The organism is Mycoplasma suis str. Illinois, from assembly GCF_000179035.2.
GTDB lineage: Bacteria > Bacillota_I > Bacilli_A > Mycoplasmatales > Mycoplasmoidaceae > Eperythrozoon_A > Eperythrozoon_A suis.
Genome location: NC_015155.1, coordinates 336,771 through 363,031, shown reverse-complemented (window position 1 = coordinate 363,031; position 26,261 = coordinate 336,771). Strand labels below are relative to the sequence as shown.

The window sequence follows — 26,261 nt, the reverse complement described above, 5'->3', positions numbered from 1 at the left end:
TTTAACTATTTCTTAGTCCCCTCAGAACTCTTACCTTGTTTTCTCATTACATATTCTCCATCTATTCTAATCCCTTTTCCCTTGTAAGGTTCAACTGGTCTTTGCTTTTTTATAAGTGCAACAAATTCTCCCAATACTTCCTTATTGTGAGACTTTAGTGTCATTTCCTTACCATTGGAAGGAATTTCCAATTTAACATCAGCTGGAACTTTTAATATTATGTCTTTGGAATATCCAAGAGAAAGAACTATTTCTTCTCCCTTTTGAACTACTTTATAACCTACACCCTCAATAATTAATTTTTTTTGGAATCCCTTAGTTAGCCCAATAATAGCTCCAAGAGAAAGAGAATTCAAAGTTCCCTGCATCATATTTGAGAACTTTGAAGAATCAGCTCTTGTAAATGACAAAACTGAATTATCCAAACTCACTTTAACTAATTTACTGTCATAATTAATTTTTCTAACTTTTCCATCTTTTTCAAAAATTAGACAATTAGGATTGGTTTCTACTTTAACTCCAGCTGGAACTTCTATTTTTCTATTTCCTATTCGTGACATATATATTTATCAGATATATGCAAGAATAACTCCCCCTAGTCCTTGCTTTCTAGCTGTTTTCTCACACATAACACCTCTAGAAGTGCTTACAACTACTGTTCCAAGTCCAGACATTAATATAGGAAGCTTTTCGGCTTTAGAGCTAACAAATCTGCTCGGAGTAGTAATTTTCTTAAGTCCACAGATGGAAGAAACTCCATCTTTGTACTTTAGATAAACAGTAGTTCTTCTTTTATTGTTTTCAATCTTTGTAACAAATCCTCTAATATATCCTTCTTCTTCCATTACTCTCAAAATTTCTTCTAGTAATTTTGAAGATCAAAAACTTACTTCTTTTTTCTTGACACAACTACCTAACTTAATTTGATTTAGTGCGTCAGCAACTAAATCTGTTATCATGAGGACTTAGTTATTCCAGGAATATATCCTCAACTAGCTAGATCTCTAAAACAAAGTCTGCAAAGATTGTAGTCTCTAAATACTGCTCTAGCTCTTCCGCATCTACCACATCTAGTGTAAGCTCTAGTCTTAAACTTAGGAATTCTTTGTTGTTTAAGTATTAATGCTTTTCTTGCCATATCCTACTAAGTTAGTTTAAGTTTTAGAAAATGGACATCCTAGTTGCGCAAATAGAGATATAGAAGCTTCTCTATTTTTAAGAGAGGTAACAAATGTAATATTCATTCCTCTTAATTTTTTTACTTTGTCATAGTTTAGTTCAGTAAAAATAATTTGTTCTTTTAGCCCAATATTTAGATTTCCTTGCTTATCTACTGATGATTTACTAATTCCCTTAAAGTCTCTCACTCTTGGAAGAGCTACTTTAAATAGCTTTTCAAGAAATGATCACATTCGATCATTTCTTAAAGTAGCTTTGATTCCTACTGGTTGTCCCTCTCTCAATTTGAATTCAGAAATAGAAGACTTAGCTTTAGTTATTACTGGCTTTTGAGCCACTACCAACTCTAATTCTTTAAATGAAGATTCAATATAAAGTTTTTCCTTAGCCCCATCACCGCAACCAATATTTACTACTATTTTTTGAAGTCTAGGTACTTGCATAGGAGTAGTGAAATTAAATTCCTTCATTAGTGAAGGAATTATTTCTTCTCTGTACTTACTCTTTAGATTTCAGTTAAAAGAACTAACAGGATTGCTATTAGAAGACATATCTATTCTTTATTACTTTTTCTATTTACTTTTTCCTTTTTTCCATCTTTAACTATGTAAGAAACTTTCATAGGTTCTGATTTTCTTCCTCCTGACATAAGAGCTAAATTAGATAAATGAATAGGTCTTTCCATATCTACTGCTCCTCTATTTTTCTTATAAACTCTACAACTATTAACTCCTTCAACAACAGCTCTTTGCTTATCAACAATTATTTGCTTAATTTTTCCCTGCTTACCTTTTTCTTTTCCAGTCATAACCATAACTTGATCGCCTTTCTTTAGTCTTTTCATAACTAAAGAACGAATTCAGCTATTGAAATCAATTTGTTATATCCTTTTTCCTTTAACTCTCTTGTTAGAGGACCAAATACTCTAGTTCCAAGAATAGTTCCATCATTTTTTAGAAGAACACATGCATTTTCATCAAAACTAAGAGTAGCTCCTGACTTTCTCTTAATACCAGTCTTAGTTCTAACTATTAAAGCTTTAAACATTTCTCCCTTCTTAACTCCTGAAAAAGTTGATAACTTTTTCACTGAAACTAAAACTATATCTCCTATTCCGGCATATCTTCTTCTAGTACCTCCATATACTTTGATAACACCAACTTCTTTGGCTCCAGTGTTATCTGCAACATTTAATCTAGATAAAACTTGAATCATACTTACCTAACTATTTAGAGGATGAAACCTCTGAATTAGGAACAATTAAAGATCATCTCTTTAGAGCTGATCTAGCTCTAGTAGCTCTGATACTCACAGTTTCTCCTATCTTAGCTATATTTCTTTCATCATGTGCATGACATTTCTTGTACTTTATTTTCAATTTACCATACTTAGGAATTCTGTATATCCTTCTTATCCTTACAACTATAGTTTTAGGTCTTACAGCAATAACTTGTCCAGTTAGTACTTTTGCTCTTCTTACTTGTCCTTCTCCCTCCATAATTACTTCTTATTAGCCTTTGCTATTTGTTCTTGTTTTTCTTCTTCTGCTTGTTTTAGGAATCTAGCAAAATCTTGATTACTAAAACGCTCTTTTCTTTCGTGAAGAATTGTCAATATTTGGGCAATTGTTCTCTTAGTTAGCTTTATTAAACTAGTATTTTTAAGAGCTCCTTGAGCTAATTGGAATCTATATTCCAATAGCTTTACTTTTAACTTGAAAAGCATTGACTTTAAAGATTCTGTATCAGTTTCTCTTAACTCTTTTAGCATAATCTAATCTCTAAAGTTTCGGAAGTGGTTTTCCCTTAAAAACTGTCTCAGTTTTTATAGGCAACTTTGCACTTGCCTTATAAAAAGTCTTTAATACTTCCTTTTCTGGAAGTCCTTCAACTTCAAACATAATTGTTCCCATTTTTACAGTAGCCACAAAGTGATCTGGAGCACCCTTACCAGAACCCATTCTTACTTCCAATGGTTTCTTAGTCATAGAATTATGCGGGAATATTCTTATTCACATTTTTCCAGTTTTCCCCAATCTCTTGGAAATAGCAATTCTTGCTGCTTCCAATTGTCTTTCAGTTATTCAAGCTCCTTCTAGCGCTCTAAGTCCAGCTGATCCAAAAGAAAGATATCTATTCCCCTTAGCTTTTCCCTCAAAACTAACTTTATGAGGCTTTCTTCACTTAGTTCTCTTTGGTTGCATGATATCTTAATTATTTCTCTAGTTACCTTGAGAAATTAAATATTTACCAGTCTCATCTCTATACACTCTAACTCTATCAGGCATAGGAGCAAAATAAGAGCCAAAATATAGTCCTCTATTAACTCAAACTTTTACTCCTAGAACTCCATAAGTGGTTCTAGCCACTCTATAGCAGTATTCAATATCTGCTCTAAGAGTAGAACAAGGAATTTCTCCCTCTGTACAGCTTTCTATTCTTGCCATGTCAGCTCCATTAATTCTTCCAGAAACTTGTATTTTTACTCCTCTAGCTCCAGAATACATAGCCTTCTTAATAGTCTTTTTCATAACCATTCTTAGTGGAGTTCTAGCTTCTAGTAGTTCAACCACTTCATTAGCTAGAACTATAGAACTAACTCCTGGATTTTTTAGTTCTAGGAATATCAAATTAATTTCTCATTTCTTATTAGTTAACCTTCTAAGCATTCTCACTAATTTATTCTTAGTTTCACCGTGATTGTAAAGTCCAATTTCAATTAGATGTAATGTAATTGAAAGTGTTCAAACACCTTGTAAATTGATAAATCTATCAATTTCTATTTGAGCTAGAATTCCATCTCTGCATTCCTTATTTAGGAATTTTCTAATTTTTTCATCTTCAAGTATTCAAAGAGCAGCATGTTTTCTGTCTGGAGAATTTCATCTAGACAGTCAGTTCTTATTGAACCCAAGTCTTACGCAATTAGGATTACTTTTCTGACCCATACCTAACTATTCTTCTGAAGACTTGGATTCAGCCTTCTTAGTACTTAATTCCTTACCTTCATGTTTTTTGCTTGATTCTTTTGATCTCTTAACTTGTTCTCCCTCTCTAAGTGTAACTGAGATATGAGATCATCTCTTAAGTCTTAAGTCAGTTCTACCTTTAGCTCTATAGAATGTTCTTTTTAAGATAATTCCTTTATTCGCAACACATTCTTGTATTTGCAAATTATCTCCTCTCATAGCATAGTTATTTACTGCATTAGCTGAAGCTTCTAGAAGTATTTTTCTAAGAAGTTTCACTGATTTCTTTTCATTTATAGAACTTAGTATTCTATAAGCTTCAGTAAGAGACTTACCTTGAAGTAATCTGCAAACAAGAATAGCTTTCTTTGGGGAAACTCTAACATTCTTGTGAACTACTTTAACTAACATAACTATTTCTTGTTATGTCCTGACTTAGCTAGAGTGTGTTGTTTAAACACTCTAGTTGGAGCAAATTCTCCCAATTTGTGTCCCAACATATATTCATTACATACAACTGTCACAAATGTTCTTCCATTGTGAACAAGGAAAGTTAGTGACAAAAATTCTGGATAAATAGTACTATTTCTTGATCATGTTTTAATGGCTTTCTTTTTTTCTTGTTGCTGCATCTTTGCAGCCTTTTTAAGAAGGCTAGGTAAAACATATAAACCTTTCTTAGAACTTCTGCTCATCTCTCTATCTAATTTTTAGCATTTCTTCGTTGAACAATCATTCTATTAGAGTATCTCTTCTTAGATCTAGTTTTAACTCCTAAGTGTCTCTTACCTCAAGGAGTTCTAGGAGCATCTCTACCAATAGAACATCTACCTTCACCACCACCGTGTATGTGATCATTTGGGTTCATAGCTACCCCTCTAACTGTAGGTCTTATTCCTAAGTGTCTATTTTTTCCTGCAGTTCCCAATCTAACTAAGTTGTGTTCTATAGCTGACAATTGACCAATAGTTGCTCTAGCACCATTAATTACTTTTCTAACTTCCTTTGAAGGAAGTTTGATAATAGTGTATTTACCTGTTAAGTCTTTACCAAGTATTTGTGCTTGAGATCCAGCAGATCTAACCATTTTTCCACCATCTCCAGGTTTTATCTCAATATTGTGAACCATCATACCTTCAGGAATTACACCTATAGGCATACAATCACCAATTCTTAAATTGGTTCTTTCCATGCTTGATACAACTATATCTCCTTTCTTAATTTCTGAAGGAGCCAAAATATATCTTTTTTCTCCATCAGCATAGTGTACAAGGGAGATAAAGCAAGTTCTGTTTGGATCGTACTCTATAGTTTGTACAACTCCCTTTACATTTAGCTTGTCTCTCTTGAAATCAATTATTCTATACTTTCTCTTATTTTCTCCCCCTCTGTGTCTTACAGTAATTTGACCAGTATTATTTCTACCTGCATGTTTCTTTAACTTAGTTAATAAAGGTTTGTGTGGTCTATCCTTAGTTAGAGTCTTGTTGTAATCTATAGAGATTACAACTCTCCTTCCCGAGCTTCTAGGTACTTTTTGCTTAATTGCCATATCTACTTAGATTGTTGATTTTTAAGTTGTGTAGCATCTTCAGCATCACAAGCTAAGAATGTATTTAATGTTTCTCATTGAAAACCTCATCCACAGTAGTCATCTTTTCTAGCTTTTCAGTAATCAGATTCATACTCTTTATTTTTATTTATTTCCTCTTGTTTCAAAGCTTCTTCATCTTCTTTTCACTCTTTATCAGCAATAGCTTCACAAACAGCTTCATCTAGAAGACAAAGTTCTCCAAAACCTGGATCTTTGCTATCTACAGGAGTAAGATCTCTTCCATTAATTGCTGATGAAGACATTGCTATTCCGTAAGGACCTGCCCCTAGTGAAGTTCCAAGGAACAAAGAAGTAAAGATCTTTTTTGCAATTCCAGTAAGAATCATTTAGTACTAATAATTATTCTTTCTTTTCTTCTTCTTCCTTTTTTATTTCTACAGGATCTCCCACTTCTTCAACTTGAATTTCCTTAGCTGCATCTTCAGCCTTTATTTCTCCTTCAGAATTATTTTGAGCTTCAACTTCAGCCGCTGCTGCAGCAGCTGCTTCTGCCACTTCACTTTCAAGAGTTGAAGCCATTGATTGAAATTCTTCTGGAATTGTTTCCATAGCAAACAATTGTCTTAGCTTTTCAAAATCTTCTTTCTTTAGATATATAAAAGCTATTTTTTTAGCTTTTGTAAAGTTCTTTCTACTTTTAGGCATTATTCTTGCAGGTTGTGGATGTCTATTTTGAGTATTTACTTTTTCAGGTTGAACTCCAAACATAGTCTTAAAAGCTTTCTTAATCATTACTTTATTAGCTCTTCTATCTACTAAGAACACTATCTTGTAACTTTTACTAGATCTATAGTGGTGCCCCTTTTGGTAATAATAGATCTCTCTTATTACGTCTATTACTTCCATAGTGAGAAATAATTAGTTTTTAGTCATTCAAATCCTTCATTACTTAGGATAATTCTTCTTGCATTAAGAAGAGAAAAAATAGTAATGGAATTAACCTTTACTACTTTTAGGTTTGGGAGATTTCTAGCTCCCAAAACTATATCTTCAGAAAGACTCTTAACAATAAGATATACTCTCTTTTCTCCTTGGAATCCTAATTTTCCGAGGAAAGAATAAAAAATCTTTGTTCTATTAGCTGGAAAGTTTTCCAGCTTTTTAGAAGAAATTCCGAACACTCTATTTTCATTTAGAGCTAATGTTCAGGAAGATCTGATAGCTAGAGCTCTTATTCTCTTATTTACCTTTTTGTAGTGATTAACTTCCTTTCTAGGACCAAAAGCTACACCACCACCTACAAATTGTGGGTTTCTTCTAGAACCTTGTCTAGCTCTACCTGTGTGCTTTTGTCTGTAAGGCTTCTTACCTCCCCCTGAAACTTCCCCTTTGGTTTTTGTGTGAGGTCTAGCTAACCTCTTAGATTGTTGTTCACTAACAGTTGTTTGGAAAATTGCATCTGAATAGTAAAAATCAGATTTTCAATCTGGAATAAAGTCACTAAATTTGATGGAGGATTCAACCTCTCCATCTAATGTATATATTTTTATTTCTTCTTTTACGCTCATTTACTATTTACTTTTTTTTAAATTTAGAAGTTCACAAGGAACAATTGCCTTTGCCTTGTGAAGTGATCTAACTCTAACTAATCTCTTTTTTCTTCCGGGAATAGATCCCTTAACAGCAACAATATTATTTTCCGAATCAATGTGAACTATTCTTAGGTTAAGAATAGTGCAATTTTCTCCCCCCATTCTACCTGACATTTTCTTTCCCTTCCAAACTTTTTGAGGTGACATACCTCCTCTACCAGTTTCCAAGGAACCTTGGAATCTGTGTGGATAACCTGCACCGTGAGTTTTTGGTCCAGTGGCAAAATTCCATCTTTTAATAGCTCCAGTGAAACCCATACCTCTTGAAACTCCTTGAATTTTTATTTTTTCTCCAATTTGGAACAAATCGGAGAAAGAAACAAAATTACCTACTGAATATTCCTTGATACCATCTCAAGATAATTCAGTAATTTTTCTTCTAAGTGCTACTCCCTTTTTTTGGAATTGACCTCTAACTGGTTTAGATAGTTTTCGTTCTTCACATTCTTCTCCAACTCCAACAACTAGTGCATTATATCCTTCCTTTTCAACTGTTTTGCAAGACAAAACTTGCAAAGGGATTAATTTAAGAAGTGTTACAGGAATTAATTCTCCTCCTTCAGAAAAAATGCTGCTCATTCCTATTTTTTGACAAATAACTTCTCTAGACATAGAATTACATCATTATTGACAATCTAAGGTCTAAAGAAGCTGGTAAACTCATCTTTTCAAAGTAAGCACACAGCTTACTGTCATATTCTGAGATCAAAATTAGTCTTCTATGTTCTTTCTTTTGAAAGTGTTCCATTGAAGGCTTATTAACGTGAGGGGATTTCAAAACAGTATAGATTTTTGTCTTAGTAGGTAGAGGGATAGGTCCTCTAACTACTGAATTGTGTCTTAAAGCTAATTCAACAATTTTCTTCACTCACAGATCTAGAAGTCTGTAATCAAAAGAAGTTAATTTAATTTTTAGAACGCTAGACAAATTACTTTAAAGTTTAGACATTGAACGCTTTTTTAAACCTTCTGGGTAATATAGAAATAGGAGATTAAAGAAAACTCCAAAGTACCAGCCGGATTAGTTTAGTGGTAAAACAAGTCAATGGTAATGACTAGAGAAGTGTTCGATTCACTTATTCGGCACCATTTTATTATTTCTTCCAAAATTTTCAAAAAACTTAAAACAAGAAAACATAATAATTTTTTTAACTCTTCGCTTTTGCGAAGACGCTAAACTCTTCTACTTAGAAGAGGATTTAAATTCTACAGTTGCTCCGATAGCTTCAAACTTTGCTTTAAGTTCATCAAATTGTGCAGCAGTTACATCAGCCTTAATTAGTGACGGAGCACTATCAGCTATCTTCTTAGCTTCCATTAATCCTAGTGAGGTTAATTCTCTAATCAACTTAATAACACCAATCTTGTTTGTTCCTGCAGAAGCTAGGTAAAGATCCTTGTTAACTGCTTCTTGTGAATCTTCACCTTCTTCCTTCTTTCCTGAAGCAGCTGATGGAGCTGCAAAGTTAGCAGCACTAACTTGGAATTCCGCTTCTAATTGTCTTACTAGTTCGTTAAGTTCAGCAACTGTAAAGGACTTAATTGATTCAATTATTTCCTTTCCGCTTTTCTTCAATGCGTCTGACATTATTTTATTTTTTACTTTCTATAGCCTTCAATACAAATATTAAAGAAAGGATTGGGAAAGTTAATAGATAAGCAAGCTTTCCAATAGCCACTTCCTTCTCTCCCCAAGCGGGCAAATAGGCAATTTGTTCCTTATCTAAAAAGAACTTTTTATCGCAGTAAACAATACCAACTTGAAGTGGCTCATATTTCTTAGCTAGTTCAGCCAAAAGCTTTAATAATTCAATCTTTTCTGAATTAATTAAGAGGACAAAATGTTGTCCTTTAGACTCTAAATCTATCTCAGAATTAGAAAAACTCTTTAGTGCTCTTCTCAAAACATTATTTGAAACCATTTTCACTTCTCCTCCCTTTTTTCCTACTTCTTTCCGTAACCAGTTTGAAGATTTGACTCCCAAGGAATCATACTTCAACGTTAAGAAAGAGTTGGAATCTTTAAATTTCTGTACTAACTGATTAACTTGATCTTCTTTTAATTTGTGAAATTTTCTCATACTCATAGTTTCCTAGTTAAATTTAAATCATTTGTTTTTTAATCACTCTTAAATTTGTATGATAAAAAACAGGTACCTAAAGGTATTTTAGGGATAAGTGAGTAGCTCTCCTAGAGCTATTTTAGGGGAGAGGAAAGTCCATGCTTGCATAGACTGAGATGTCTATAGTGTTTGTGTAAGTACATAAAAAATAAAACTTAACGGCTAGAGAAATCTAGTTGATGGCGGAAAATAATTCTAAGTAGCCTAAAGCTATATGAATTAGTTTCTTTAAAGTGCCACAGAGACGAGCTTTACAGAAATGTAAAAGTGTGAAACGCGGTAAACCCCTCAAGCAAGAAACCTAAATAATGGTAAGGGAATTTAAGCTTAGGAATTCAACTAAGCTTAGGAATTTAGTTGAAAAACTAAATTAGATTAATTACTCACATTTTCTCGAAAAATACAGAACATGGCTTATTAATTCCTAAGATTTCCTTAGGTATCTGCTTTTTTACAAATATTTAGGAAGAGCTCGTTGTAAAGCTCTGAATAATATCTCACAGGCTTTAACTGTATTTTTTCAAGTATTTCTTTAGGAATATCCTCTAAGTGTCTATCGTTAGCCTTAGGATAGAAGATGATTTCTACTCCTCCTCTTACAGCAGAAATTATCTTCTCCTTTAAACCTCCAATTGGTAGTATTTTTCCTCTCAGAGTCATTTCTCCCGTCATAGCAACATTATTAGGTATTGGAATCTTTAGGAATGCTGAAAGCATTGCTGTAGTTATAGTAATACCTGCAGAAGGACCATCTTTTGGTACTCCCCCTGAAGGAACATGAAGATTTATGTCTAATTCTCCTCACTTATTCTCACTCAACTTGTACTCATCTTGATTAGCTTTTATGTAGGAAAGAGCAACGCTTGCTGATTCCTTCATAGTATCTCTTAAGTTACCTGTAAGTATTAAATTGCCTTTTCCAGAATAGTAACTAACTTCTACTGGAAGTAAGTTGCCTCCATATTCTGTATATGCCATTCCATTAACTACTCCGGGAATTGAAACTTCATCTTTTGATGTAGTTTCATATTTCTCAGTTGAAAGATACTTTTTAACTAATTCAATAGTTATTTCTTCAAAATCAGGTCCATTTTCCATTTCTTGTCTCTGAATGAACTTTCTAGCTATCTTAGCAAGACATTGCTTTAGATTTCTTACACCAGCTTCTCTGGTGTATTTTTGAATAATGTAAGTTATTGCCTCATCCTTGAAAGTTAATTCACTAGGTTTTAGAGCATGTTCCTCTAAAACCTCAGAAATTAACTTATTTTTAGTTATTTCTAACTTCTCTCTTTCTGTATAGGAAGTTAATCTAATAATCTCTAATCTATCTAACAAAGGATCAGGAATATTGTCCTCATAGTTAGCTGTAGCTATGAACATTATCTTGGATAGATCCACTTCTTCTTCTATGTAGTTGTCCATAAATTCACTATTTTGTTTTGGATCCAATACTTCTAGAAGAGCAGATATTGGGTCTCCATGATGGCTTTCCACCATCTTGTCTATTTCATCTAGAAGAAATAGAGGATTACTTACTTTAGCTTGCTTTAAGCCTCTTATGATTTTTCCGGGCATAGCTCCCACGTAGGTTTTTCTGTGACCTCTTATTTCTGCTTCATCATTCATTCCACCTAGTGAAATCTTTACGCACTCTTTGTTAAGTCCCTTAGCTATTGATTGGGCAAGAGAAGTTTTACCTACTCCTGGAGGCCCAACTAAACAGATAACGGTTCCTTGTGGATTCTTAGTTTTCTTTTGGACTGCAACAAATTCCATTATTCTTTCCTTTACTTTTTCAAGACCATAATGATTCTTGTCAAGTTCTTCTTTTACCTTGGAAATATTCTTTTGATCTTTTGAGAAAGAATTTCAAGGTAAAGAAGTTAGTCAAGAAACATAAGTATGAATAATTAGTGATTCATTAGTTGAAAGAGCACTTGCAAACTCTAACTTCTTTACTTCTTCCTTTACTCTTTCTCTAATGTTTTCTGGAGCATTATTGTCTTTAAGTCATTCCTTGAACTTAGCAAGTTCTCCATCTTTAGATACCCCTTCTCCGAGCTCTTCTTTAATTACCTTTACTCTTTCTCTTAAATAGAATTCTCTCTGTTGTTTAGAGATATTTCTATTTACTTTCTTAGTAATAGAACTATTTATTTCTGCTTTTTCAGATTCTGTTAGGAACTCATATTCCAACATCAAAGCAATTCTTTTTGATAGATTTAGCTCTTCCAATCATTTTTGTTTTGTTAATACATTTTCTCCCTCTCCTTGCGGTCAAATACCGCAAAGCTTATCTATTAATTCAGCGCAACACTTAGCTGATCTTGTTGGAGAACCCTCAAACAAGAAAAGCTTTTTAAGCATTTCAAATTCTTCTCCTGACATTTCAAAAATTCCCTCAAAATACTTAAATAGCTTTTCAAGATTAGCTTTATTTTTAGAGAAGGAAGTATTCTTTTCCTTTAATACTTCATAATCAGCTAATCAGAAATTTCCAAGATTTTCATGTTTAGGGAATGTCTGAAGCTTAGCCTTAAATATCTTTACTCTTTGAATTCCCTTAAGTTCAATTGATAAAGAGTCATCACTATGTCTCTTAGTTACTTCAACTTTTGAGAGAGTTCCGACATTAAAGAAATCTGATTGCAAAGGATGATCGACATCGTAATCCTTTTGAGAAACTACTATTATTTGTCCCTTGAAAGCTTCAAGGGCACAATTAATGGCTGATAGTGAATGAGGTCTTCCGACCTCTAAGGAACTTTTAGAGTGAGGAAATACTACAAGATTTCTAGAAATTAAGAGTGGGAGGGAATTATTCAAAACTGGAATATCCAAATTGTTTTCTTCTTTTTCTTTTTTTCTTCCTGCCATCTTGTTTTCTAAATAATTAAGTAAATATTCTTTTTTACACTTCCCATATATTTAATAGCTAAAAAATTAAAAAAATCACTAAATTAATAACTTATTATTTAGTTAACTTTTGTTAACTATAGTTAAAGAGCTTTTCTATAGTTTGCTAACTATCTTAATTCTTCAAATATTTTAGCAAATGAAATATTTGATTGCTAAAACTTTTATTTCTATACTTTTAACTTAAGTAAAGAAGAAATATAAATATAGAAAAAAATAAAATTTAAAAAAGTAAAAAGTCTTATCTTAGGTCAATTTATCTTTTGTTTTAAAAGCTTCTAAAAAGCTCTTAAATTATTTACATTATTAATAGTTTTTAAGAACAAATAACTAAATCAATGACAGAAATTAGATCCTACTCTAAAAGGAAAAAGAGTAGAGTGAATGTTGTTCTTACTCCTTTCAGTGGTACTGAAGGATTAGAACACAAAATGGAAATCTATGTAGGAAACCATGAAAATAGAAGAACTATTACTCCTATTGATTACTTCAATGATGAATATCTAGTTCCTACACTGTTTTCTCCTTTTTCCTATTTACCTGCTAATCACCTAGGACAAAAGTACTTAATAAAAGCTTTTGTTAAGGGTGGTGGATTGAGTTCTCAAGCTAAGGCTCTTACTCTAGCTATAGCAAGAGCTTTACTGAAATACTATCCAGAAATGAAAGTATCTCTCAGAAAAGCTAATTTGTTAACTCAAGACAGTAGAGTTAAGGAACGAAAGAAAATTGGTAAGTACAAAGCTAGAAGATCTCCTCAATTCACTAAGAGATAGTCTTCATGAGTTCAGAATCTAAATTTGTTCCAAAAATTGGTTTTGGGACAGAATCTCTTCGAATTATTGAAATTCTTACTCCATATCTAAAAGCTGCTAATGAAAGTAATTATGACTTTGTTGACTGTGCATGAAAGTATGGAAATGAAGCTATCATTGGATTAACTCTCAAAACTCTTAGAAAGGAAGATGCAAACTTCAATTTTCTTCCATACTTTCAGTCAAAAGTATGACCTTCTCAATTTTCAGGAGGAATCATTAAATCTCTAAAGTTTTCTCTAAGCAAAATAGGTGTTACTACAGTTATGCACACCTATTTGCTTCACAGACCTTCACCAAATAAAGAACTAAATTTCTCAGCTTACAAGCAATTAGTTAATTGCAAGCAAAATTCTCTAACAAAGAGAATTGGTCTTTGCAATTTCAGTAATGCAATGATTAACTGACTGCACAAATTAACTGGAGTTTTCCCAGACATTCTCCAATATGATTGCTCAGTAGATAGTATGAATTGAAAGGGAATAGAATTCGGAAAGCAACACAATATTGAAGTTCAAGCTTCTCTACCTTTTGGAGATTATTCCAAAAATAAGCAAAATCCAATCCTAATAGATATGGCTGCAAAATATGGAATTACTATTAAAGCACTATTAGCTGCCTTCCTTCTTAATCATGAAATTGTTCCTATAGTAGTTCCTGAAGCTGAAGAAGAAATAAGAGAAATAATTAAAGCTAAAGAAATAAAGTTATCTAAAGAAGATCTTGAAACTTTAAATGGTTTAAATGAATATGTTGAAACTCAAGAGGAAGAAGATCTAGAAGATTCAGATGATTCTGAAGATGAAGAATAATAAAGATTAAATGGCCAAGAAAAAAGAAGTAATTAAAGAAGAAAAAAAGATTCCTAATATTTGTTTCGAAATAAGAAACAAACAATATCTATGCAGTGTAGGAGATAATATTATTTCTTGTTTCTTGGACAATACAGAAATTGGAAGTGAATTAACTTTCGATAAAGTTCTTATGTGAGATGAAAAAGTGGGTACTCCTTACCTAGAAAACCTAGAAGTTAAGTGTAAGGTAGTTAAACACTTAAAAGCTAAAAAACTTCATATTATTCACTTAATTTCTCAAAAGAGACATAGAAAAAGAATGGGTTTCAGAGCAAAAAATACTTTATTACAAGTTTCATCCATAAATAAAAAATAGAAAGTGGAGGGCAGTAATAAGCCCAAAACAATAACAAGACACTTTTTCGCAGGAACTTATGCTGAAAGAATGGATGGAAAAAATAGAGTAAATGTTCCTCTAGTATGAAGACACATACTAAAGGACAAAGTAGTTATGACAAGATCGGCTGGAGGTTGCTTGAGTATGTGAACACTAGACTTCTTCGAATATTATGCTATTAGAAAATTAAATGGATGTACAACTATGGAAGAAGTTGATACAGTTAGAAGATTTTTTATTGGAAGCTCCAAAACTGTTGATATCGATTCCAAAGGAAGAATGTGAATTCCAGATGAACTTCTAAATGTGTTTGATGCAGATGAAGAAATGTACTTCATAGGAGTTGGAGACTATATTGAAGTATGATCTAAAGAATTATTTGATAGTTGAAAAGAAGAACAAATTATTAAAGAAACTCCAGAAAAACACTTAGCGGAATAAATTAATTTCTTTTCCCCACTTTAGGGGAAAAAGATAGTTGTACATGCACATTCCAGTAATGCTAAGAGAAGTTTGCGAAAACTGACTTTCATCTGCAAATGGAATTTATATTGATTGCACATTTGGATGTGGAGGACACTCCAAAGAATTTCTAAAAAGTTTAGGAGTGAATTCCAGACTTATAGGAATGGATGTTGACCCTAAAGTAATTCCATATGCTGAGGAGTTATCTTCTCAGGATTCTAGATTTAGTTTTCTAAATGTAAATTACACAAGTATGAGAAATTATTGAAAAACTAACAGTCTTCCTCCCGCGGATGGAATACTATTTGACTTAGGTCTTTCAACTCTTCAATTGAAGGATGAAGAAAGAACTTTTAGTTACAATAGCTCTTCTTCAACACTAGAGCTCAGATTTGGTCTAGAAGGTAAAAGTGTTTATGAAATACTAAATAACTATCCTCCCAAAAAATTGAATTGAATATTTAAGAAATATGGAAATATCAGTGAAGCTGAAAGATTAACTCAAACAATTATTCAATTTAGAAAGAATACTCCTATAACTGAAGTAAATCAGTTAAAGGAGATAATAGAGAGAAGCAAAATTCTCAATAAAAGAAAGAATAAAAATCCAATGAAATTAATCTTTCAATCTTTAAGAATTGAGTGCAACAATGAACTAAATTGTTTCAAAGAAGCATTAAGACAAGCTGCAGAATTATTAAAAGTTAATGGAAAACTTTTAATAATTACATTCCAATCTCTAGAGGATGAAATAGTTTTGGAGTGAAAGCGACAAAACTCTTCTTATATAAAAATTCCAGAAATGGGAGAAATTATTCCCCCTCGTTTCACTCTTAAATCTAATTCACCTCTACTCCCTAGTAGAGCTGAAATAGAAACTAATTGAGCTTCTAGAAGTGCAGAACTTTGAGTCTTCACAAAAACTAGAGAATAACTAATTTTTATTCCTTTTTATCCCCAACGGGATAATAAAGGAATAGAAAGAACTTCTAATATGGGACACCTAACTTTTAGAAATAGAGGGAAAATTCTGGAAGAATTAATGCTCAATACTGCTGAATACTATAGAGCAAATAAGATAGCTTATTTGCGAAAAACTAATCCAGACTATAGTCACTTATCAACTTCTGGAAAAAGAGGCTTTGAGCCCTCTAAATCCTCTTTTCAAGTGAAATTAATTTCTAAAGGTGATTTAGATTTCTATGGAGTTTATTCTGGAAAATATTTTTCCATAGAACTTAAAGAAACTAAAGAAGAAAACTTTAAATTTTCTCTCATAAAGAAGCATCAATTGACTCAAATGGAGGAAATTGATTCTTGCGGAGGGAATGCATTTCTATTAATTCACTTCTTTCACTCAAAGTCTTCATTTTGATTAATTACTTATTCCCAACTTCTTTTATTGAAAAAGAAGAGGGGAAAGTTAGGAATTCCAGAATTAAAAGAAGTTAATGCTTTCGAAATACAAATTACTTATCCTGGAATATTGAATTTAACTCCAACTTGAGACTTAATACTGAGGCAATCATGCCTCAGTTAAGTGAATTCCTTAACTACTTTTTACTTTTGGTTCTATTATTTTTAGTTGTTCAAGTAACTTCAAAATACTTACATTCAACTTAACTCTTTTCTCTAAGTCTTCTCTATTTAAGAACTTACCTCCTCTATTTCGTTCATCTTCTAGCTGTTTAGCTGTAATAGCTCCCAATCTAGCAATAGAAGAGAATGGAAGTAATATTGTTTTATTTTTTCTATCTGGCTTAAATGTACTTGCGAGTGACTCATTTAAATCAACCATCTTAAATGTAATTCCCCTAGAAATCATTTCTAGGGCTACTTCATAAATAATTACTAAGTATTTAGTTTTTTCTATATTTTCTCCACTCTTTTTACTCTTTATAAGCATTTTTCCCTCTTGATATTTTCTCTTTATAGTAGCTAAATCATTTGTTGTAAGTGTCTCTACATCAAAGTGTCTATTTGTAATTGTTAAATAAGCCGCATAGAAGTCTACAGGATACTCTAACTTAAAGTAAGCTATTTTTCAGCACATAAGTACATAAGCTGTAGCGTGGGCCTTAGGGAAAATATATGTAATCTTATTTGCACACTCAATATATCATTCTGGAACTCCAGCCTTTCTAAGTAAAGGTAGATTTTCAGGAGGGATTCCTCCTCCTCTTCTCACACTTTCGGTTATTTTAAAAGCATTTTGAATATCTATTTTTTTCTCTAGTAGGTAATTCATGATGTCGTCCCGACATGTAATTACCTCATTTAGACTTAATTTTTGGCTAGAAATTAATTTTTCTATATTGTTTTTTCAAACATTTTTACCATGGCTAATACCAGAAATTCTTATTAAGTCTGAGAAATGTTTTATCTTACTTCTGCAAGCTTTCATTATTTCTCTAGTTTTTTCTGTCCCGAACTCTGGAAGTCCCAGAGTTCCAACAACTTCTCCAAGTAGTTCTAATTTGTTTTGTGGTATTTCCAGAACAGAAATATCACTAAACATTTTTAGAAGTCTTTCATTCTTGAAAGGAATTTTTTCCAAATCTACTCCAGTAAAGTTGGACAAGAGAGCCAAAATAGTTGGATCATCTTGTCCTAGAATATCGAACTTAAAGAGTGAGTCTTTAAATGTGTCCTTATCAAAGTGAGTGGTTAACCACTCACTTTCTATATCGTTTGCTGGAAAATTAACTGGCGTGTAGTTGTAAATAGATTCTCCGCGAGGAATAACTATTATTCCTCCAGGATGTTGTCCTGTAGTTCTTTTTACATCAGTTAATCTATAGGACAATCAGTGAAGGTGTCCCTTATTGAAATCTATTTGATTATCTTGTAAGAAATTTTTAGCTAGTGCGAAAGATGTTTTTTCTGCAATAGCAGAAATAGTTCCGGCTCGGAAAGTATGTTCTTTTCCAAATAACTCTCTCAAGAAGTTATGGGCTTTTTGTTGATATTGACCAGAAAAGTTAAGGTCAATATCTGGAATCTTATTTCGTTCTAGCCCTAAGAATGTTTCGAATGGAATATTCTGGCCATCAGAGGATAATTCAGAAGCACATTGAGGACATCTTCTAGTTTCTAGATCAAATCCTGACTCTCTGAAATTAGTGCACATCAAGAAATAAGAACACTGACTACAGTAGTAATGAGGTGGTAGTGGATTAACATCACTAATTTCTAGTGCATGTGCTAGGAAAGAGGATCCAACAGATCCTCTTGATCCTACTAAAAATCCTTCAGACTTAGACCTTTGAACTAAAAGGTGTGCACACCAATAAACTGACTCATATCCGTTTTCAACAATACCTGTAAGCTCTCTATTTATTGTCGCTTGTATTTGCTTATCCAACTTCTTTCCATATTTAGCTGTTAATTTTCTGTGAATATATTCTTTTATATTCTCGAGAGCTCCAGGTATTTTTGGAATAGCTAATTCACTCTTATTAACAAAAATATCTGGACTAACACTATTAGCTAATTCATATCTATAAGTGAAGAATAGATCTTCCTTCTCTTTCTCGGAAAGAGATAGGAAGTCATATTCTGAAATAAGTCTTTCTGTAGTTCTCCAAGAGTAATCTGGTAATACATCATTACCATGTTTACTTGAGTATAGGTAGTGTCTCTTGCCACCTATACTCTTAGCATGAACAAGTACTTTGTATTGTTCAACTTCTTTAAAGTCTTGATATTTTAGGCAGTAATTGGCAATTAATTTAAATTGACAATTATCTGCTCACTCATAAAAGGTTTTTAGAAGAGTCTCTACTTCCCCATCTTCAAAAAACCCCCTACTTATTTCGTGAGAGAAATTAGAAGGAGGGGGCAAGCTTATATAGTCAAATTTCTCGCCTTCTTTTTTGAAGGTGTCAAATTCATCATTTAATACTGCATTTACTAATGCACTATTTGTAGGAGAAGATAAGACTATTAAGTTTTCTCTTCTAGTTTCTATAGCATCTCACTTAAGTCTTGGTTTATCCACAAAGTGTTCAGTATGGGCTATAGAAACTAATTCATAAAGAGATTTCAATCCCTTTTGATTTTTTGCAAAAATAATTACATTATTTCCAAAATAATTTCTAAGTAATTTATCTTTGTCAAATGAAGAATTAAGGTTCACTAGACCATCATATGTATATGGGTCTAGTGAAAGATCAATAAGTTGTTGAGATCAGAACTCTCACATTTTTGCTAAACATCTAGTGTCATATTCTGAGTTGTGGAGCTCCTGCTCCACAACATTAATTGACATCTTTTTTGCAATAGCAAAAAGAGAATAAGACTTAGACTTCTTTCCTTCTTCTAATGCTTTGCAGAGCCTTAGAGTATCTAATATAGGGTTATCTAGTGGCTCAAGTCCTGACTTTCTCAATTCTGAGTTCAGAAATGGAAAGTCAAAGTCTATTCCATTGTGAGCTATTAATACAGTTCCAGAAACAAAATCTCTTACTTCCTGAAGAACTGTTAACTTATCTCTTCCGGACATATTTAGTTTTTCTTCAGTAATGTGAGTTAAGTTAATAATTTCTTTTCTTAACTTCTTATTACATCTAATAAGGCTGTAATAGTGATCTATTACAGTTCCAGAACTGTATTTGAGAACAAATATTTCTATTATTTCATCAAATATAGGATTTAGACCTGTTGTTTCTAGGTCAAAAATTGAGAAGACGATATCGTCTTCTGGTTTTAAATTTTCGACATTCTTAATTATTTGTAAGTCTGAAGAAACAACTTCAAACTCAGCTCCATAAAGAGCCTTTAATTTATTTTTCTTTACACTCTTTTCAGATTCTGGGAAAGAGTGAACATTATTAAAGTCTGTGAGAGCTAGTACATCATATCCGCATTCTGCGGATAATTTAGCTCACTCAGCTGATGTAAATAAACCATCAAAACTTGAGTACTTAGTATATACATTCAGAGGAAAAGCTTTCTTTTCTGAATTGTCTGTGAACTGAGTCTCATCTGGAGACTCAGCCTCTAAACAATTAATTAGTCATCCGTCATAATTGGCAAGTGTTTTAGTCTTAGAGAGATTCTCTAAGTCTAACTTGAACTCAATTTGGAATCATTTCCCAATTTTTAGCTTTTCGAGAATTAAATCTCTCTTCTTGTCATCTACTAGTCTTCCTAGAATTAGGAAATAATGTTCTTTTAGGTTAGTAAAGCCTACTTGGTAGGCTTTTTTCTTTCTATAAGAATAATTCTCTATTTCTTCGAAGAAGTAAAGCTTATAAAGGCCTTTTCTTATATTTCTATCTTGTCCCGGAGGAATAAACTCTCCTTCGTTCTCTCTAAAAGAAAATCTATTTTCCGGAATAGATATTGTTGGGGTTGTTGGAACTGAATCTACTTTTACAAAGGAGATTCAAATTTTGTGATACTCAAAGACATATTCAAGAAAACTTTTTAGATGATCTAAGTGAAAAGAAAAATATTTTTCTTGCATAAGATTCTCAGCTTTGAGAATCAACTGAGGGAATTCAAAAACTATGTGATTTTCTTTTAGGAAGAACTTTTCTCGTTCTTCCGAGTTAAAAGAAAAATATTTAAATCATTCAGATACTAGTCTGTAAATTGCACTAGTATTGTAGAGATAGTGCAATTTCACGTGAATAAAGCAAACAGAGGAAGAGAAATTGAAGAACTTTATTAATTCACTAAATAGAGGTTCATCAAAATAAGTTACATTTACATCAAATCGATCTTTAGAGGAAGAAAAAGATCCACTTATCTCAGCTCTTTCGAGTAATTTTTTAAATTCCTCCTCTGTAAGAAGTAATAACTTCTTAACGAAAAGGGATTTAAATTTAGAAGTCAATGTTTTTTTAGACTTAACTGCCATCTTTATCTAACTTATATAACTAGCTGAAAATTCAGCTAGTTAACTACTTTATTATTTACGTAGACTAAAAAGTTAATTTACTTTTTGAGTCTAATAGTAGAATATCACTTCATTCACTCTTGAATGACTTTATCCTTCTTGTTTTCTATATATTTTGCCTGTCACTCATAATAATTATCTCAGTATTTTCGGTAATACAAATTATCTACAAGATAATTATTTTTTCTTCTTTCAGGGAAAAGATCTATATCTGAAAATCCCTTAGAGAACAATAATATTGGATAAATCTTGTCATTATATGTGAAATATTCTTCTTTTCTGAGTTTTCACTCATTCTCTGAAGATCAATCCAATATTTTTAGAGGATGAGTGTGAGAAACAATTAAAAGTAAAACATTTTTAGCTTTAAGTCATTCTTTAGGAAATTTCTCGAGTATATTGAGAATTTTTGTAGAGCCAAGCCCTGCAAAAACAATTACAAGTAATTGTGATTCTGAATTTAAAAAACTTTGACTAAGTTTTTTTGGGAGTCCAGTAAAACCATCAGAATAAATAAATTCAGAGGAGTTTGCAACTCCTCTTCTACTATATATTTCTTTAGAGTCTTCCAAAGCTTTTTTACTTACTTCAACATTTCAGACTTTATTAACTAGTTTTTGAGAAAGCAAATTCAGGCCTAAAAGGCCTAAATCTGCCCCTATATCAACTAAAAGGGAATTACTAAAGCAGGATAAATCCTGCTTTAATACTTCTACAATTCGCTGTAGTCTTATATAACTTTTAGAACTAAAAAATTAATTCTCCAGTAAGGAGAGGTATTAAGTATATTGTTTATATCATTCAGTTGCGAAAACTTCATTTAGTTCCAAATTCATTTCAGATCTTTCAGGATATCTCAAATACACTGCTCTGTATTTGTGATCCAATTGAATGAATGGTAGAGGTGTAAAGTGTTTGAAATAGTTAACAACTGGAATATCTCTACTTTTTTCTGCAACTTCAATTACTGAAGAAGGAGGAACAACATAAGAAGGAATATCTACTTTTTTTCCATTTAGTCTTATGTGTCCGTGAACTATTAATTGTCTAGCAGCTCTTCTAGTATTAGCCATACCAGCTCTAAATACTAAATTGTCTAATTTACTTTCCAAAAGAATTAGGAAATTAAGTGCTAGAGATCCTGGCATCTTTTGAGCCATCTTAAAGAATCTTCTCATTTGCTTTTCTCTAAGTCCATAGAGAATAGCAAGTTTTTGCTTTTCTCTAAGTTGTTCCCCGTGAAGACTTAATTTTTTAAATTTAGTTGGTCCGTGTTGACCTGGACCATATTCTCTTTGCTTTCCCTTAGAAAATTCTCTTCCATCTTCATAGAAAGAAAATCCATGTTGTCTGGATTTCTTATATAGAGGTCCTAAATATCTAGACATAATTATTTAATTTTCCCATTTTTCTTTCAAGTTCTAACAGTTTTTACTGAAGTTTTAACTCTAAATTTCTTTCCAGTAACTGCATCTATTAATTGAAAGCTTTGAATATTTAAATTCCAAGCTCTCTTAGTGGCGTTCATGGCCTTGGATCTATTGTTCCCAGTTTTGGAACTTCTTCCAGTAACTCTATCTAATCTATTTCCCATAAGAACTTAAAAAGGTTTCTTTTCCATTTTAAGTTCTAAAATATTCTTTCTTCTTTCTGCTAGCTTCTTATCTATTTCTTCAAAGCTTAGATTCAACATATCTTGAGATTGAATAAATATCTCTTCCAGTTCCTTAGATTCTTGTTCAAGATATTGTTGAATATCTTCTAATTCTTTCTTCATTTCAGCACACAATATTTCTCTCTTAGATCTTTCTAATTCACAAGCCTCTTTGTAATTACCTGAAGTTTTCTTTAGGACTTCTATCTCTCTCTCTAGAGATAGAAGTCCTTCTTTAACTTCAACTATATCTATCTTCTTCTTTTCTTCTCTATATCTCTTTAGATTTAGATTCAATCAATCATCAATAGTTGGCTTATTAGGTTTTCCAACTACTTTACTATTCTTAATTTCTGAATCTCTATCTTCTAGAGTTTCCAAAATAGATAGATAACTTTCACCTTCTAGATCGAAAGTTTCTGATTCATCTAACTTAAATGAAGATAGTCCACAAGACTCTATAAAACTCAATTTATCTTTGGACTTAATAAAGTAATCTCATTCTCCTAGTCTTTCTACTAGACTAGGATCTTCTAATTCTCCCTTGTCACTAATGTTTAAGTTATTTCCTCAAACTTCTACACCCTTTAGAGTTATCACTCTCTTAGTTAAGTTAGACAACATATCCTTGAATTTATATCTAACTTCTGAAGAAGTGAAGTTAGTTTCCTTCCAATTGTGGAATTGAGCTTTCTCAAATGATTTCAATCTTCTCATTCTTTCTTCTTCATCTGCTTCTTGAGGAAAATCTTCCTCAAAAGTCATTTTTCTAAAACAGTAATTCTTAGATTGCAATTTTTTATGCATTTCTTCTTTTTGTTTTTTCAAAAGTTCTTCTATTCTCTCTTTATCTTTTTCTTGATTTTCTCTAGCAACTTTTTGTCTTAAATAGTGTTCTTGCATAGGAGTTAATTTAGTTCAAACTTGGTCTATAACCAAGAATTCTTCATCATTCAATAACTTAGGAGAAAGACCTATTAATTCATTAACCTTAGGTGCTGAATATTTCAACATAGGTTTGAAATAAATTAATTTCTCTATCTCAGGTGATAGAGAAAGATGAGATCTTTCCATTTTAGGTAAGAATCTATAGTAATGTTCAGATGGTTTAGGCTTGGACAGGAAATATCCAAGTGTTTTAAATTCTTCAACCATTTCAGAGTAAACTCTTTCTCATTCTTTTTCTCTCTTCTTAGATTCTTCAAGAAGTTCTTCTTGAGAGAGATACATTTTCTTCAGATTTAGAACAATAATTTCAGAGAATTCTCTCATTAATTTGTCTTTTCTTGAGAGAATTCTCTCAATGTAACCTATTCCTTGTTTTGCTCAGTCAGATCAAACTTGACTAGTTGAACTATTTAAAAGAGAAAGGTGAAGAGAATAAGAATTACTTATATTCTTTTGGAAGTCCAATATTTCTTCCCTAAGGGAAGAAAGGAAAGAAGAATATTGAGCTTCAATTCTCTCAACCTTAAGCTTTAGGGCATATATTTCTTCTCTATATTGACCAACTTTTTGCTTAAATAGTTCTTTTCTTTCTCTAAGACTTCTAGATCTATCTTCATAGTCTGGATATGAATCCAGTCTATTAAGTCTATCTAGGTATCTAGATAACTTAGCTTTTTCTTCATTAATTTTCTTTTGAACATTAGATTTAGATACTTGTAGAGATCCTTGAATCTCTAGTTCTTTTAATTGATCAGATCTAAGAAGTCTCTTTTCTTTTTCTTTTTGTTGATAGATGAGCTTAGAAAGCTCTCTATCTTGAGAAATAAATTCAAGCTTTAATTCAGCTTTTCTAGCTTTGTGAAGAATGCTTAATTTTTCAAAGAAAGTCTTTTCAATTTCTTGTTGGTAATAAACTATTTCATTTATTTGATCATTTAGTTCAAATAGTGTATTACCAACAAGTCAGTCATATTGGGAAAGAATGGCATTAGAACCAAATATTGTTAGATAGAAATGAGCCTCGAAGTTACTACTTTCTGGAGAAGAGAATCTTTGAATTCTCAAAGAATACTCTTCTAAAACTCTAAGAGTTTTCTCAATATCTTCTAGTATCGCTTTCTTTTCCTTCAGAGTTTGAAGGTAAACAACATCAGTATCTGGGGATTTTCCTTCCTCAGATAACTTCTGCTGAAGATCTGTTAGATAGGAAGTTAATTCATCATTCTTTGCTTGAAGTTGATTAATTTTTTCGTCAAGTAATTTCTTGAAGGAATTATTTTGACTTTCGTATTTATGAAGTCCAGTTGCTCTTTGCTGTAACTTAGATCAAATTCGTGTAGATACTTCTTCATTATTTCTTTGTTCAACTAATTGATCTAGTTGTCTAAAACTCAAAGAACTGTAATAGTTCTTTAATTGGATTGCAAAATCATCAACTTTCTTATATTGACTTGATAATGAAAGTCAGAAGTGATGGGAATTATTTAATTCCCTTACTACAGGAAATGGGAAATGAGCATTAAAGTATTTAGACTTTTGCGAATATTTGCAAGTCTTTTCAAGTGATTTCTTGTACTTTTCTTCCGGAGTAGGAACTACTTCAATGAGTGATGTCTTGAAGTCCTTAAAGTCTTCAAGAAGGAAGTCAAATGAAGATTGATAATTCTTGTAAAGTCAATTTTTAACTGGAGTTTTAATTACCTTGTTATCTCCTGCGGGAGATAATTTTTCAGTTAAATTATTTTTTCCTAAAAGTAAGAAATTAGAAAATAATTCTCCGGGAGAAGCAAAGCAAGGTCTTCAAGTAAATCTCTTATATTTTTGAATTTGCTGCTCCTTGAATTTTCTTGATAAGTAAATTGATTGTTCTTCAGAGTCAGATAACTTAATGTAAGAACCAGATTCTGGTTCACCAATGGTTGTTAATGGAGGTTCTTCAGTGGAAACTTCTAGTTGCTCTTCACTCCCCCTTCTTAATTCGTCAAGAGGAAATTGAGTAACTAAGTAAACAAGTCCAAATTCTGACTTAATGTCAGAAGGAACTCTAACTTCTACAAGACTTTCATTAAAAAATTCCTTTCTAACGAGAAGGAATTTTTTATCTAATATTTCCCTTACATAATATTGTTTCTTACCTAAAGTAAGTTCAAATATTGGGCCTAGCTTTGGATCTAATTCACTAGCTAGAGGAAGTTGTTCAGATTGACTTAATATATCAAGAATTTCTGGAGAAGAAATGAAAGCATAGGGAGACCTGTGAGAATTTAAGAATCGTTGAATTCTCTCTCTTATTGTCATGCTCTTTGTTGCAGGCTTACTCATTATTTTTTATTTGAAGGCGAAAACTCGCCTTAATTTAGCTTAATAAAAATTTTTAAAAGACAAGAAGCAATTAAAAAATTATTTAACTTCTTCTGAAAATTCAACTGGTTGAGCTTCGGAAGCTTCTTCTTGAGTTTGAAGTTCTTCAACTACAGTTTCAACATTTTCAGAACTTTCAACTTGTTCTTCTGCTTTTTGTTCTTGTTCAGGAGAATTTACTTTTTCTTCAGTTTTAGATCCTCTAAGAGCTAAATCTAATTCTTCATCGTCAAAAGAATCGCCATCTCTTTCCACTGAGAATCTAAAGAAATTTCCCCACCTTCAATTATCAAAAACTTTTATAGCTCCAAATAATGTTCAAACACCAATTAAAGAAGCTATAAGAATTGGAAGGGCAAAAAAAGCTACTACATTAAGAGCAAAAAGACCTAATACGAAAACTAAAAAGTAACCACATACTAATCCAATTTTTTTAAAAATATTTTGAGATTCTCATCATCCACCAGAAGGTCTCACCTTCTTTGGGAGAAGTTCTCTTTTTCTAATTTTTGCCACTCTAATTACT

Annotated in this window: 33 protein-coding genes, 1 tRNA gene and 1 other RNA gene; 8 read left to right on the top strand and 27 right to left on the bottom strand. The window is 32.0% G+C overall.

Going from position 1 to position 26,261, the window contains the following annotated elements:
- Nucleotides 1-5 precede the first annotated feature (5 nt).
- The 18 genes from rplF to rpsJ are packed head-to-tail and all read right to left on the bottom strand — an operon-like array spanning nucleotide 6 to nucleotide 8,282.
- Nucleotides 6-560, bottom strand: coding sequence for a 50S ribosomal protein L6 (gene rplF, locus MSU_RS02130; protein ID WP_013609853.1), 555 nt, complete (start codon nucleotides 558-560; stop codon nucleotides 6-8).
- A 6-nt stretch (nucleotides 561-566) separates the two neighbouring features.
- A complete protein-coding gene (gene rpsH / locus MSU_RS02125; protein WP_013609852.1) occupies nucleotides 567-959 on the bottom strand; it encodes a 30S ribosomal protein S8 in 393 nt (130 codons plus the stop codon).
- Nucleotides 953-1,138: a type Z 30S ribosomal protein S14 gene (locus MSU_RS02120; RefSeq protein ID WP_013609851.1), complete on the bottom strand. Its 186-nt coding sequence runs from the start codon at nucleotides 1,136-1,138 to the stop codon at nucleotides 953-955. The genes rpsH and MSU_RS02120 overlap by 7 nt, the downstream gene beginning before the upstream one ends.
- 16 nt (nucleotides 1,139-1,154) lie before the next feature.
- Complete coding sequence (gene rplE / locus MSU_RS02115) at nucleotides 1,155-1,730, bottom strand: 50S ribosomal protein L5 (protein WP_013609067.1); 576 nt, start codon at nucleotides 1,728-1,730, stop codon at nucleotides 1,155-1,157.
- Between the two features lie 2 nt (nucleotides 1,731-1,732).
- Nucleotides 1,733-2,023 (bottom strand): 50S ribosomal protein L24, encoded by a 291-nt coding sequence (rplX, locus tag MSU_RS02110; protein ID WP_013609066.1) that lies wholly within the window; start codon nucleotides 2,021-2,023, stop codon nucleotides 1,733-1,735.
- A 2-nt stretch (nucleotides 2,024-2,025) separates the two neighbouring features.
- Nucleotides 2,026-2,394, bottom strand: coding sequence for a 50S ribosomal protein L14 (gene rplN / locus MSU_RS02105; RefSeq protein WP_013609065.1), 369 nt, complete (start codon nucleotides 2,392-2,394; stop codon nucleotides 2,026-2,028).
- A 10-nt stretch (nucleotides 2,395-2,404) separates the two neighbouring features.
- Nucleotides 2,405-2,677: an uS17 family ribosomal protein gene (locus MSU_RS02100; RefSeq protein ID WP_013609064.1), complete on the bottom strand. Its 273-nt coding sequence runs from the start codon at nucleotides 2,675-2,677 to the stop codon at nucleotides 2,405-2,407.
- Nucleotides 2,678-2,679: 2 nt separating this feature from the next.
- Nucleotides 2,680-2,949: a 50S ribosomal protein L29 gene (gene rpmC / locus MSU_RS02095; RefSeq protein ID WP_013609063.1), complete on the bottom strand. Its 270-nt coding sequence runs from the start codon at nucleotides 2,947-2,949 to the stop codon at nucleotides 2,680-2,682.
- Nucleotides 2,950-2,959: 10 nt separating this feature from the next.
- Complete coding sequence (gene rplP / locus MSU_RS02090; RefSeq protein ID WP_043885157.1) at nucleotides 2,960-3,385, bottom strand: 50S ribosomal protein L16; 426 nt, start codon at nucleotides 3,383-3,385, stop codon at nucleotides 2,960-2,962.
- Between the two features lie 15 nt (nucleotides 3,386-3,400).
- Complete coding sequence (rpsC, locus tag MSU_RS02085) at nucleotides 3,401-4,126, bottom strand: 30S ribosomal protein S3 (RefSeq protein WP_013609849.1); 726 nt, start codon at nucleotides 4,124-4,126, stop codon at nucleotides 3,401-3,403.
- A 6-nt stretch (nucleotides 4,127-4,132) separates the two neighbouring features.
- The gene (rplV, locus tag MSU_RS02080; protein ID WP_013609848.1) at nucleotides 4,133-4,558 is read right to left on the bottom strand and encodes a 50S ribosomal protein L22; all 426 of its coding nucleotides are present in this window, start codon (nucleotides 4,556-4,558) and stop codon (nucleotides 4,133-4,135) included.
- 2 nt (nucleotides 4,559-4,560) lie between these two features.
- The gene (gene rpsS, locus MSU_RS02075; protein ID WP_013609059.1) at nucleotides 4,561-4,842 is read right to left on the bottom strand and encodes a 30S ribosomal protein S19; all 282 of its coding nucleotides are present in this window, start codon (nucleotides 4,840-4,842) and stop codon (nucleotides 4,561-4,563) included.
- 8 nt (nucleotides 4,843-4,850) lie between these two features.
- The gene (rplB, locus tag MSU_RS02070) at nucleotides 4,851-5,699 is read right to left on the bottom strand and encodes a 50S ribosomal protein L2 (protein ID WP_013609058.1); all 849 of its coding nucleotides are present in this window, start codon (nucleotides 5,697-5,699) and stop codon (nucleotides 4,851-4,853) included.
- Between the two features lie 2 nt (nucleotides 5,700-5,701).
- Nucleotides 5,702-6,088 carry a hypothetical protein gene (locus tag MSU_RS02065; protein WP_013609847.1) on the bottom strand — a complete coding sequence of 129 codons (387 nt, stop codon included), beginning with the start codon at nucleotides 6,086-6,088 and terminating at the stop codon, nucleotides 5,702-5,704.
- Between the two features lie 13 nt (nucleotides 6,089-6,101).
- Nucleotides 6,102-6,608 carry a 50S ribosomal protein L23 gene (rplW, locus tag MSU_RS02060; protein WP_013609846.1) on the bottom strand — a complete coding sequence of 169 codons (507 nt, stop codon included), beginning with the start codon at nucleotides 6,606-6,608 and terminating at the stop codon, nucleotides 6,102-6,104.
- The gene (rplD, locus tag MSU_RS02055) at nucleotides 6,599-7,270 is read right to left on the bottom strand and encodes a 50S ribosomal protein L4 (protein WP_013609055.1); all 672 of its coding nucleotides are present in this window, start codon (nucleotides 7,268-7,270) and stop codon (nucleotides 6,599-6,601) included. Before rplD ends, rplW begins: the two co-directional genes overlap by 10 nt.
- Nucleotides 7,271-7,273: 3 nt before the next feature.
- Nucleotides 7,274-7,966 carry a 50S ribosomal protein L3 gene (gene rplC, locus MSU_RS02050; RefSeq protein WP_013609054.1) on the bottom strand — a complete coding sequence of 231 codons (693 nt, stop codon included), beginning with the start codon at nucleotides 7,964-7,966 and terminating at the stop codon, nucleotides 7,274-7,276.
- Nucleotides 7,967-7,970: 4 nt separating this feature from the next.
- Nucleotides 7,971-8,282 (bottom strand): 30S ribosomal protein S10, encoded by a 312-nt coding sequence (gene rpsJ / locus MSU_RS02045; protein ID WP_013609053.1) that lies wholly within the window; start codon nucleotides 8,280-8,282, stop codon nucleotides 7,971-7,973.
- Between the two features lie 87 nt (nucleotides 8,283-8,369).
- On the opposite strand from rpsJ, the gene MSU_RS02040 reads away from it, so the two are divergent.
- A tRNA-Thr gene (locus MSU_RS02040) sits at nucleotides 8,370-8,443 on the top strand.
- Between the two features lie 94 nt (nucleotides 8,444-8,537).
- Here the strand turns inward: MSU_RS02040 and rplL are convergent.
- On the bottom strand, nucleotides 8,538-8,942 hold the full coding sequence (gene rplL / locus MSU_RS02035) for a 50S ribosomal protein L7/L12 (protein ID WP_013609845.1): 405 nt from the start codon (nucleotides 8,940-8,942) through the stop codon (nucleotides 8,538-8,540).
- 4 nt (nucleotides 8,943-8,946) lie between these two features.
- Nucleotides 8,947-9,441: a 50S ribosomal protein L10 gene (gene rplJ, locus MSU_RS02030; protein WP_013609051.1), complete on the bottom strand. Its 495-nt coding sequence runs from the start codon at nucleotides 9,439-9,441 to the stop codon at nucleotides 8,947-8,949.
- Nucleotides 9,442-9,525: 84 nt separating this feature from the next.
- On the opposite strand from rplJ, the gene rnpB reads away from it, so the two are divergent.
- Nucleotides 9,526-9,899, top strand: an RNA gene (gene rnpB, locus MSU_RS04440) — RNase P RNA component class B.
- Between the two features lie 13 nt (nucleotides 9,900-9,912).
- Here rnpB and lon read toward each other — a convergent pair.
- Complete coding sequence (gene lon / locus MSU_RS02025; protein WP_013609844.1) at nucleotides 9,913-12,357, bottom strand: endopeptidase La; 2,445 nt, start codon at nucleotides 12,355-12,357, stop codon at nucleotides 9,913-9,915.
- 377 nt (nucleotides 12,358-12,734) lie between these two features.
- Between lon and rpsI the strand changes: the two genes are divergently transcribed.
- From rpsI to MSU_RS01995, 6 genes are read left to right on the top strand one after another with little or no spacing between them, the layout of a single operon-like run.
- Nucleotides 12,735-13,172 (top strand): 30S ribosomal protein S9, encoded by a 438-nt coding sequence (rpsI, locus tag MSU_RS02020; protein ID WP_013609049.1) that lies wholly within the window; start codon nucleotides 12,735-12,737, stop codon nucleotides 13,170-13,172.
- A gap of 5 nt (nucleotides 13,173-13,177) precedes the next feature.
- Nucleotides 13,178-14,023 (top strand): aldo/keto reductase, encoded by an 846-nt coding sequence (locus tag MSU_RS02015; RefSeq protein ID WP_013609843.1) that lies wholly within the window; start codon nucleotides 13,178-13,180, stop codon nucleotides 14,021-14,023.
- Nucleotides 14,024-14,033: 10 nt separating this feature from the next.
- Entirely contained in the window at nucleotides 14,034-14,381 is a 348-nt protein-coding gene (gene rplU / locus MSU_RS02010; RefSeq protein ID WP_013609047.1) for a 50S ribosomal protein L21, read from the top strand.
- Nucleotides 14,382-14,384: 3 nt separating this feature from the next.
- Complete coding sequence (locus MSU_RS02005; protein WP_013609046.1) at nucleotides 14,385-14,843, top strand: division/cell wall cluster transcriptional repressor MraZ; 459 nt, start codon at nucleotides 14,385-14,387, stop codon at nucleotides 14,841-14,843.
- Nucleotides 14,844-14,886: 43 nt separating this feature from the next.
- Entirely contained in the window at nucleotides 14,887-15,801 is a 915-nt protein-coding gene (gene rsmH, locus MSU_RS02000) for a 16S rRNA (cytosine(1402)-N(4))-methyltransferase RsmH (RefSeq protein ID WP_013609842.1), read from the top strand.
- Between the two features lie 60 nt (nucleotides 15,802-15,861).
- Entirely contained in the window at nucleotides 15,862-16,407 is a 546-nt protein-coding gene (locus MSU_RS01995) for a Holliday junction resolvase RecU (RefSeq protein ID WP_013609841.1), read from the top strand.
- A 9-nt stretch (nucleotides 16,408-16,416) separates the two neighbouring features.
- On the opposite strand, the gene MSU_RS01990 is transcribed toward MSU_RS01995, so the two are convergent.
- The 6 genes from MSU_RS01990 to MSU_RS01965 all read right to left on the bottom strand — a co-directional run bounded on the left by MSU_RS01990 (nucleotide 16,417) and on the right by MSU_RS01965 (nucleotide 26,251).
- Nucleotides 16,417-20,733 (bottom strand): PolC-type DNA polymerase III, encoded by a 4,317-nt coding sequence (locus tag MSU_RS01990; protein WP_013609840.1) that lies wholly within the window; start codon nucleotides 20,731-20,733, stop codon nucleotides 16,417-16,419.
- Between the two features lie 77 nt (nucleotides 20,734-20,810).
- Nucleotides 20,811-21,491, bottom strand: coding sequence for a tRNA (adenine(22)-N(1))-methyltransferase TrmK (locus MSU_RS01985; protein ID WP_202795045.1), 681 nt, complete (start codon nucleotides 21,489-21,491; stop codon nucleotides 20,811-20,813).
- A 60-nt stretch (nucleotides 21,492-21,551) separates the two neighbouring features.
- Nucleotides 21,552-22,160, bottom strand: coding sequence for a 30S ribosomal protein S4 (rpsD, locus tag MSU_RS01980; RefSeq protein WP_013609041.1), 609 nt, complete (start codon nucleotides 22,158-22,160; stop codon nucleotides 21,552-21,554).
- Nucleotides 22,161-22,162: 2 nt separating this feature from the next.
- Complete coding sequence (locus MSU_RS01975) at nucleotides 22,163-22,366, bottom strand: large ribosomal subunit protein bL28 (RefSeq protein ID WP_013609040.1); 204 nt, start codon at nucleotides 22,364-22,366, stop codon at nucleotides 22,163-22,165.
- Between the two features lie 6 nt (nucleotides 22,367-22,372).
- The gene (locus MSU_RS01970) at nucleotides 22,373-25,696 is read right to left on the bottom strand and encodes a hypothetical protein (RefSeq protein WP_013609039.1); all 3,324 of its coding nucleotides are present in this window, start codon (nucleotides 25,694-25,696) and stop codon (nucleotides 22,373-22,375) included.
- Nucleotides 25,697-25,774: 78 nt separating this feature from the next.
- A complete protein-coding gene (locus tag MSU_RS01965; protein WP_013609038.1) occupies nucleotides 25,775-26,251 on the bottom strand; it encodes a hypothetical protein in 477 nt (158 codons plus the stop codon).
- Nucleotides 26,252-26,261 lie beyond the last annotated feature (10 nt).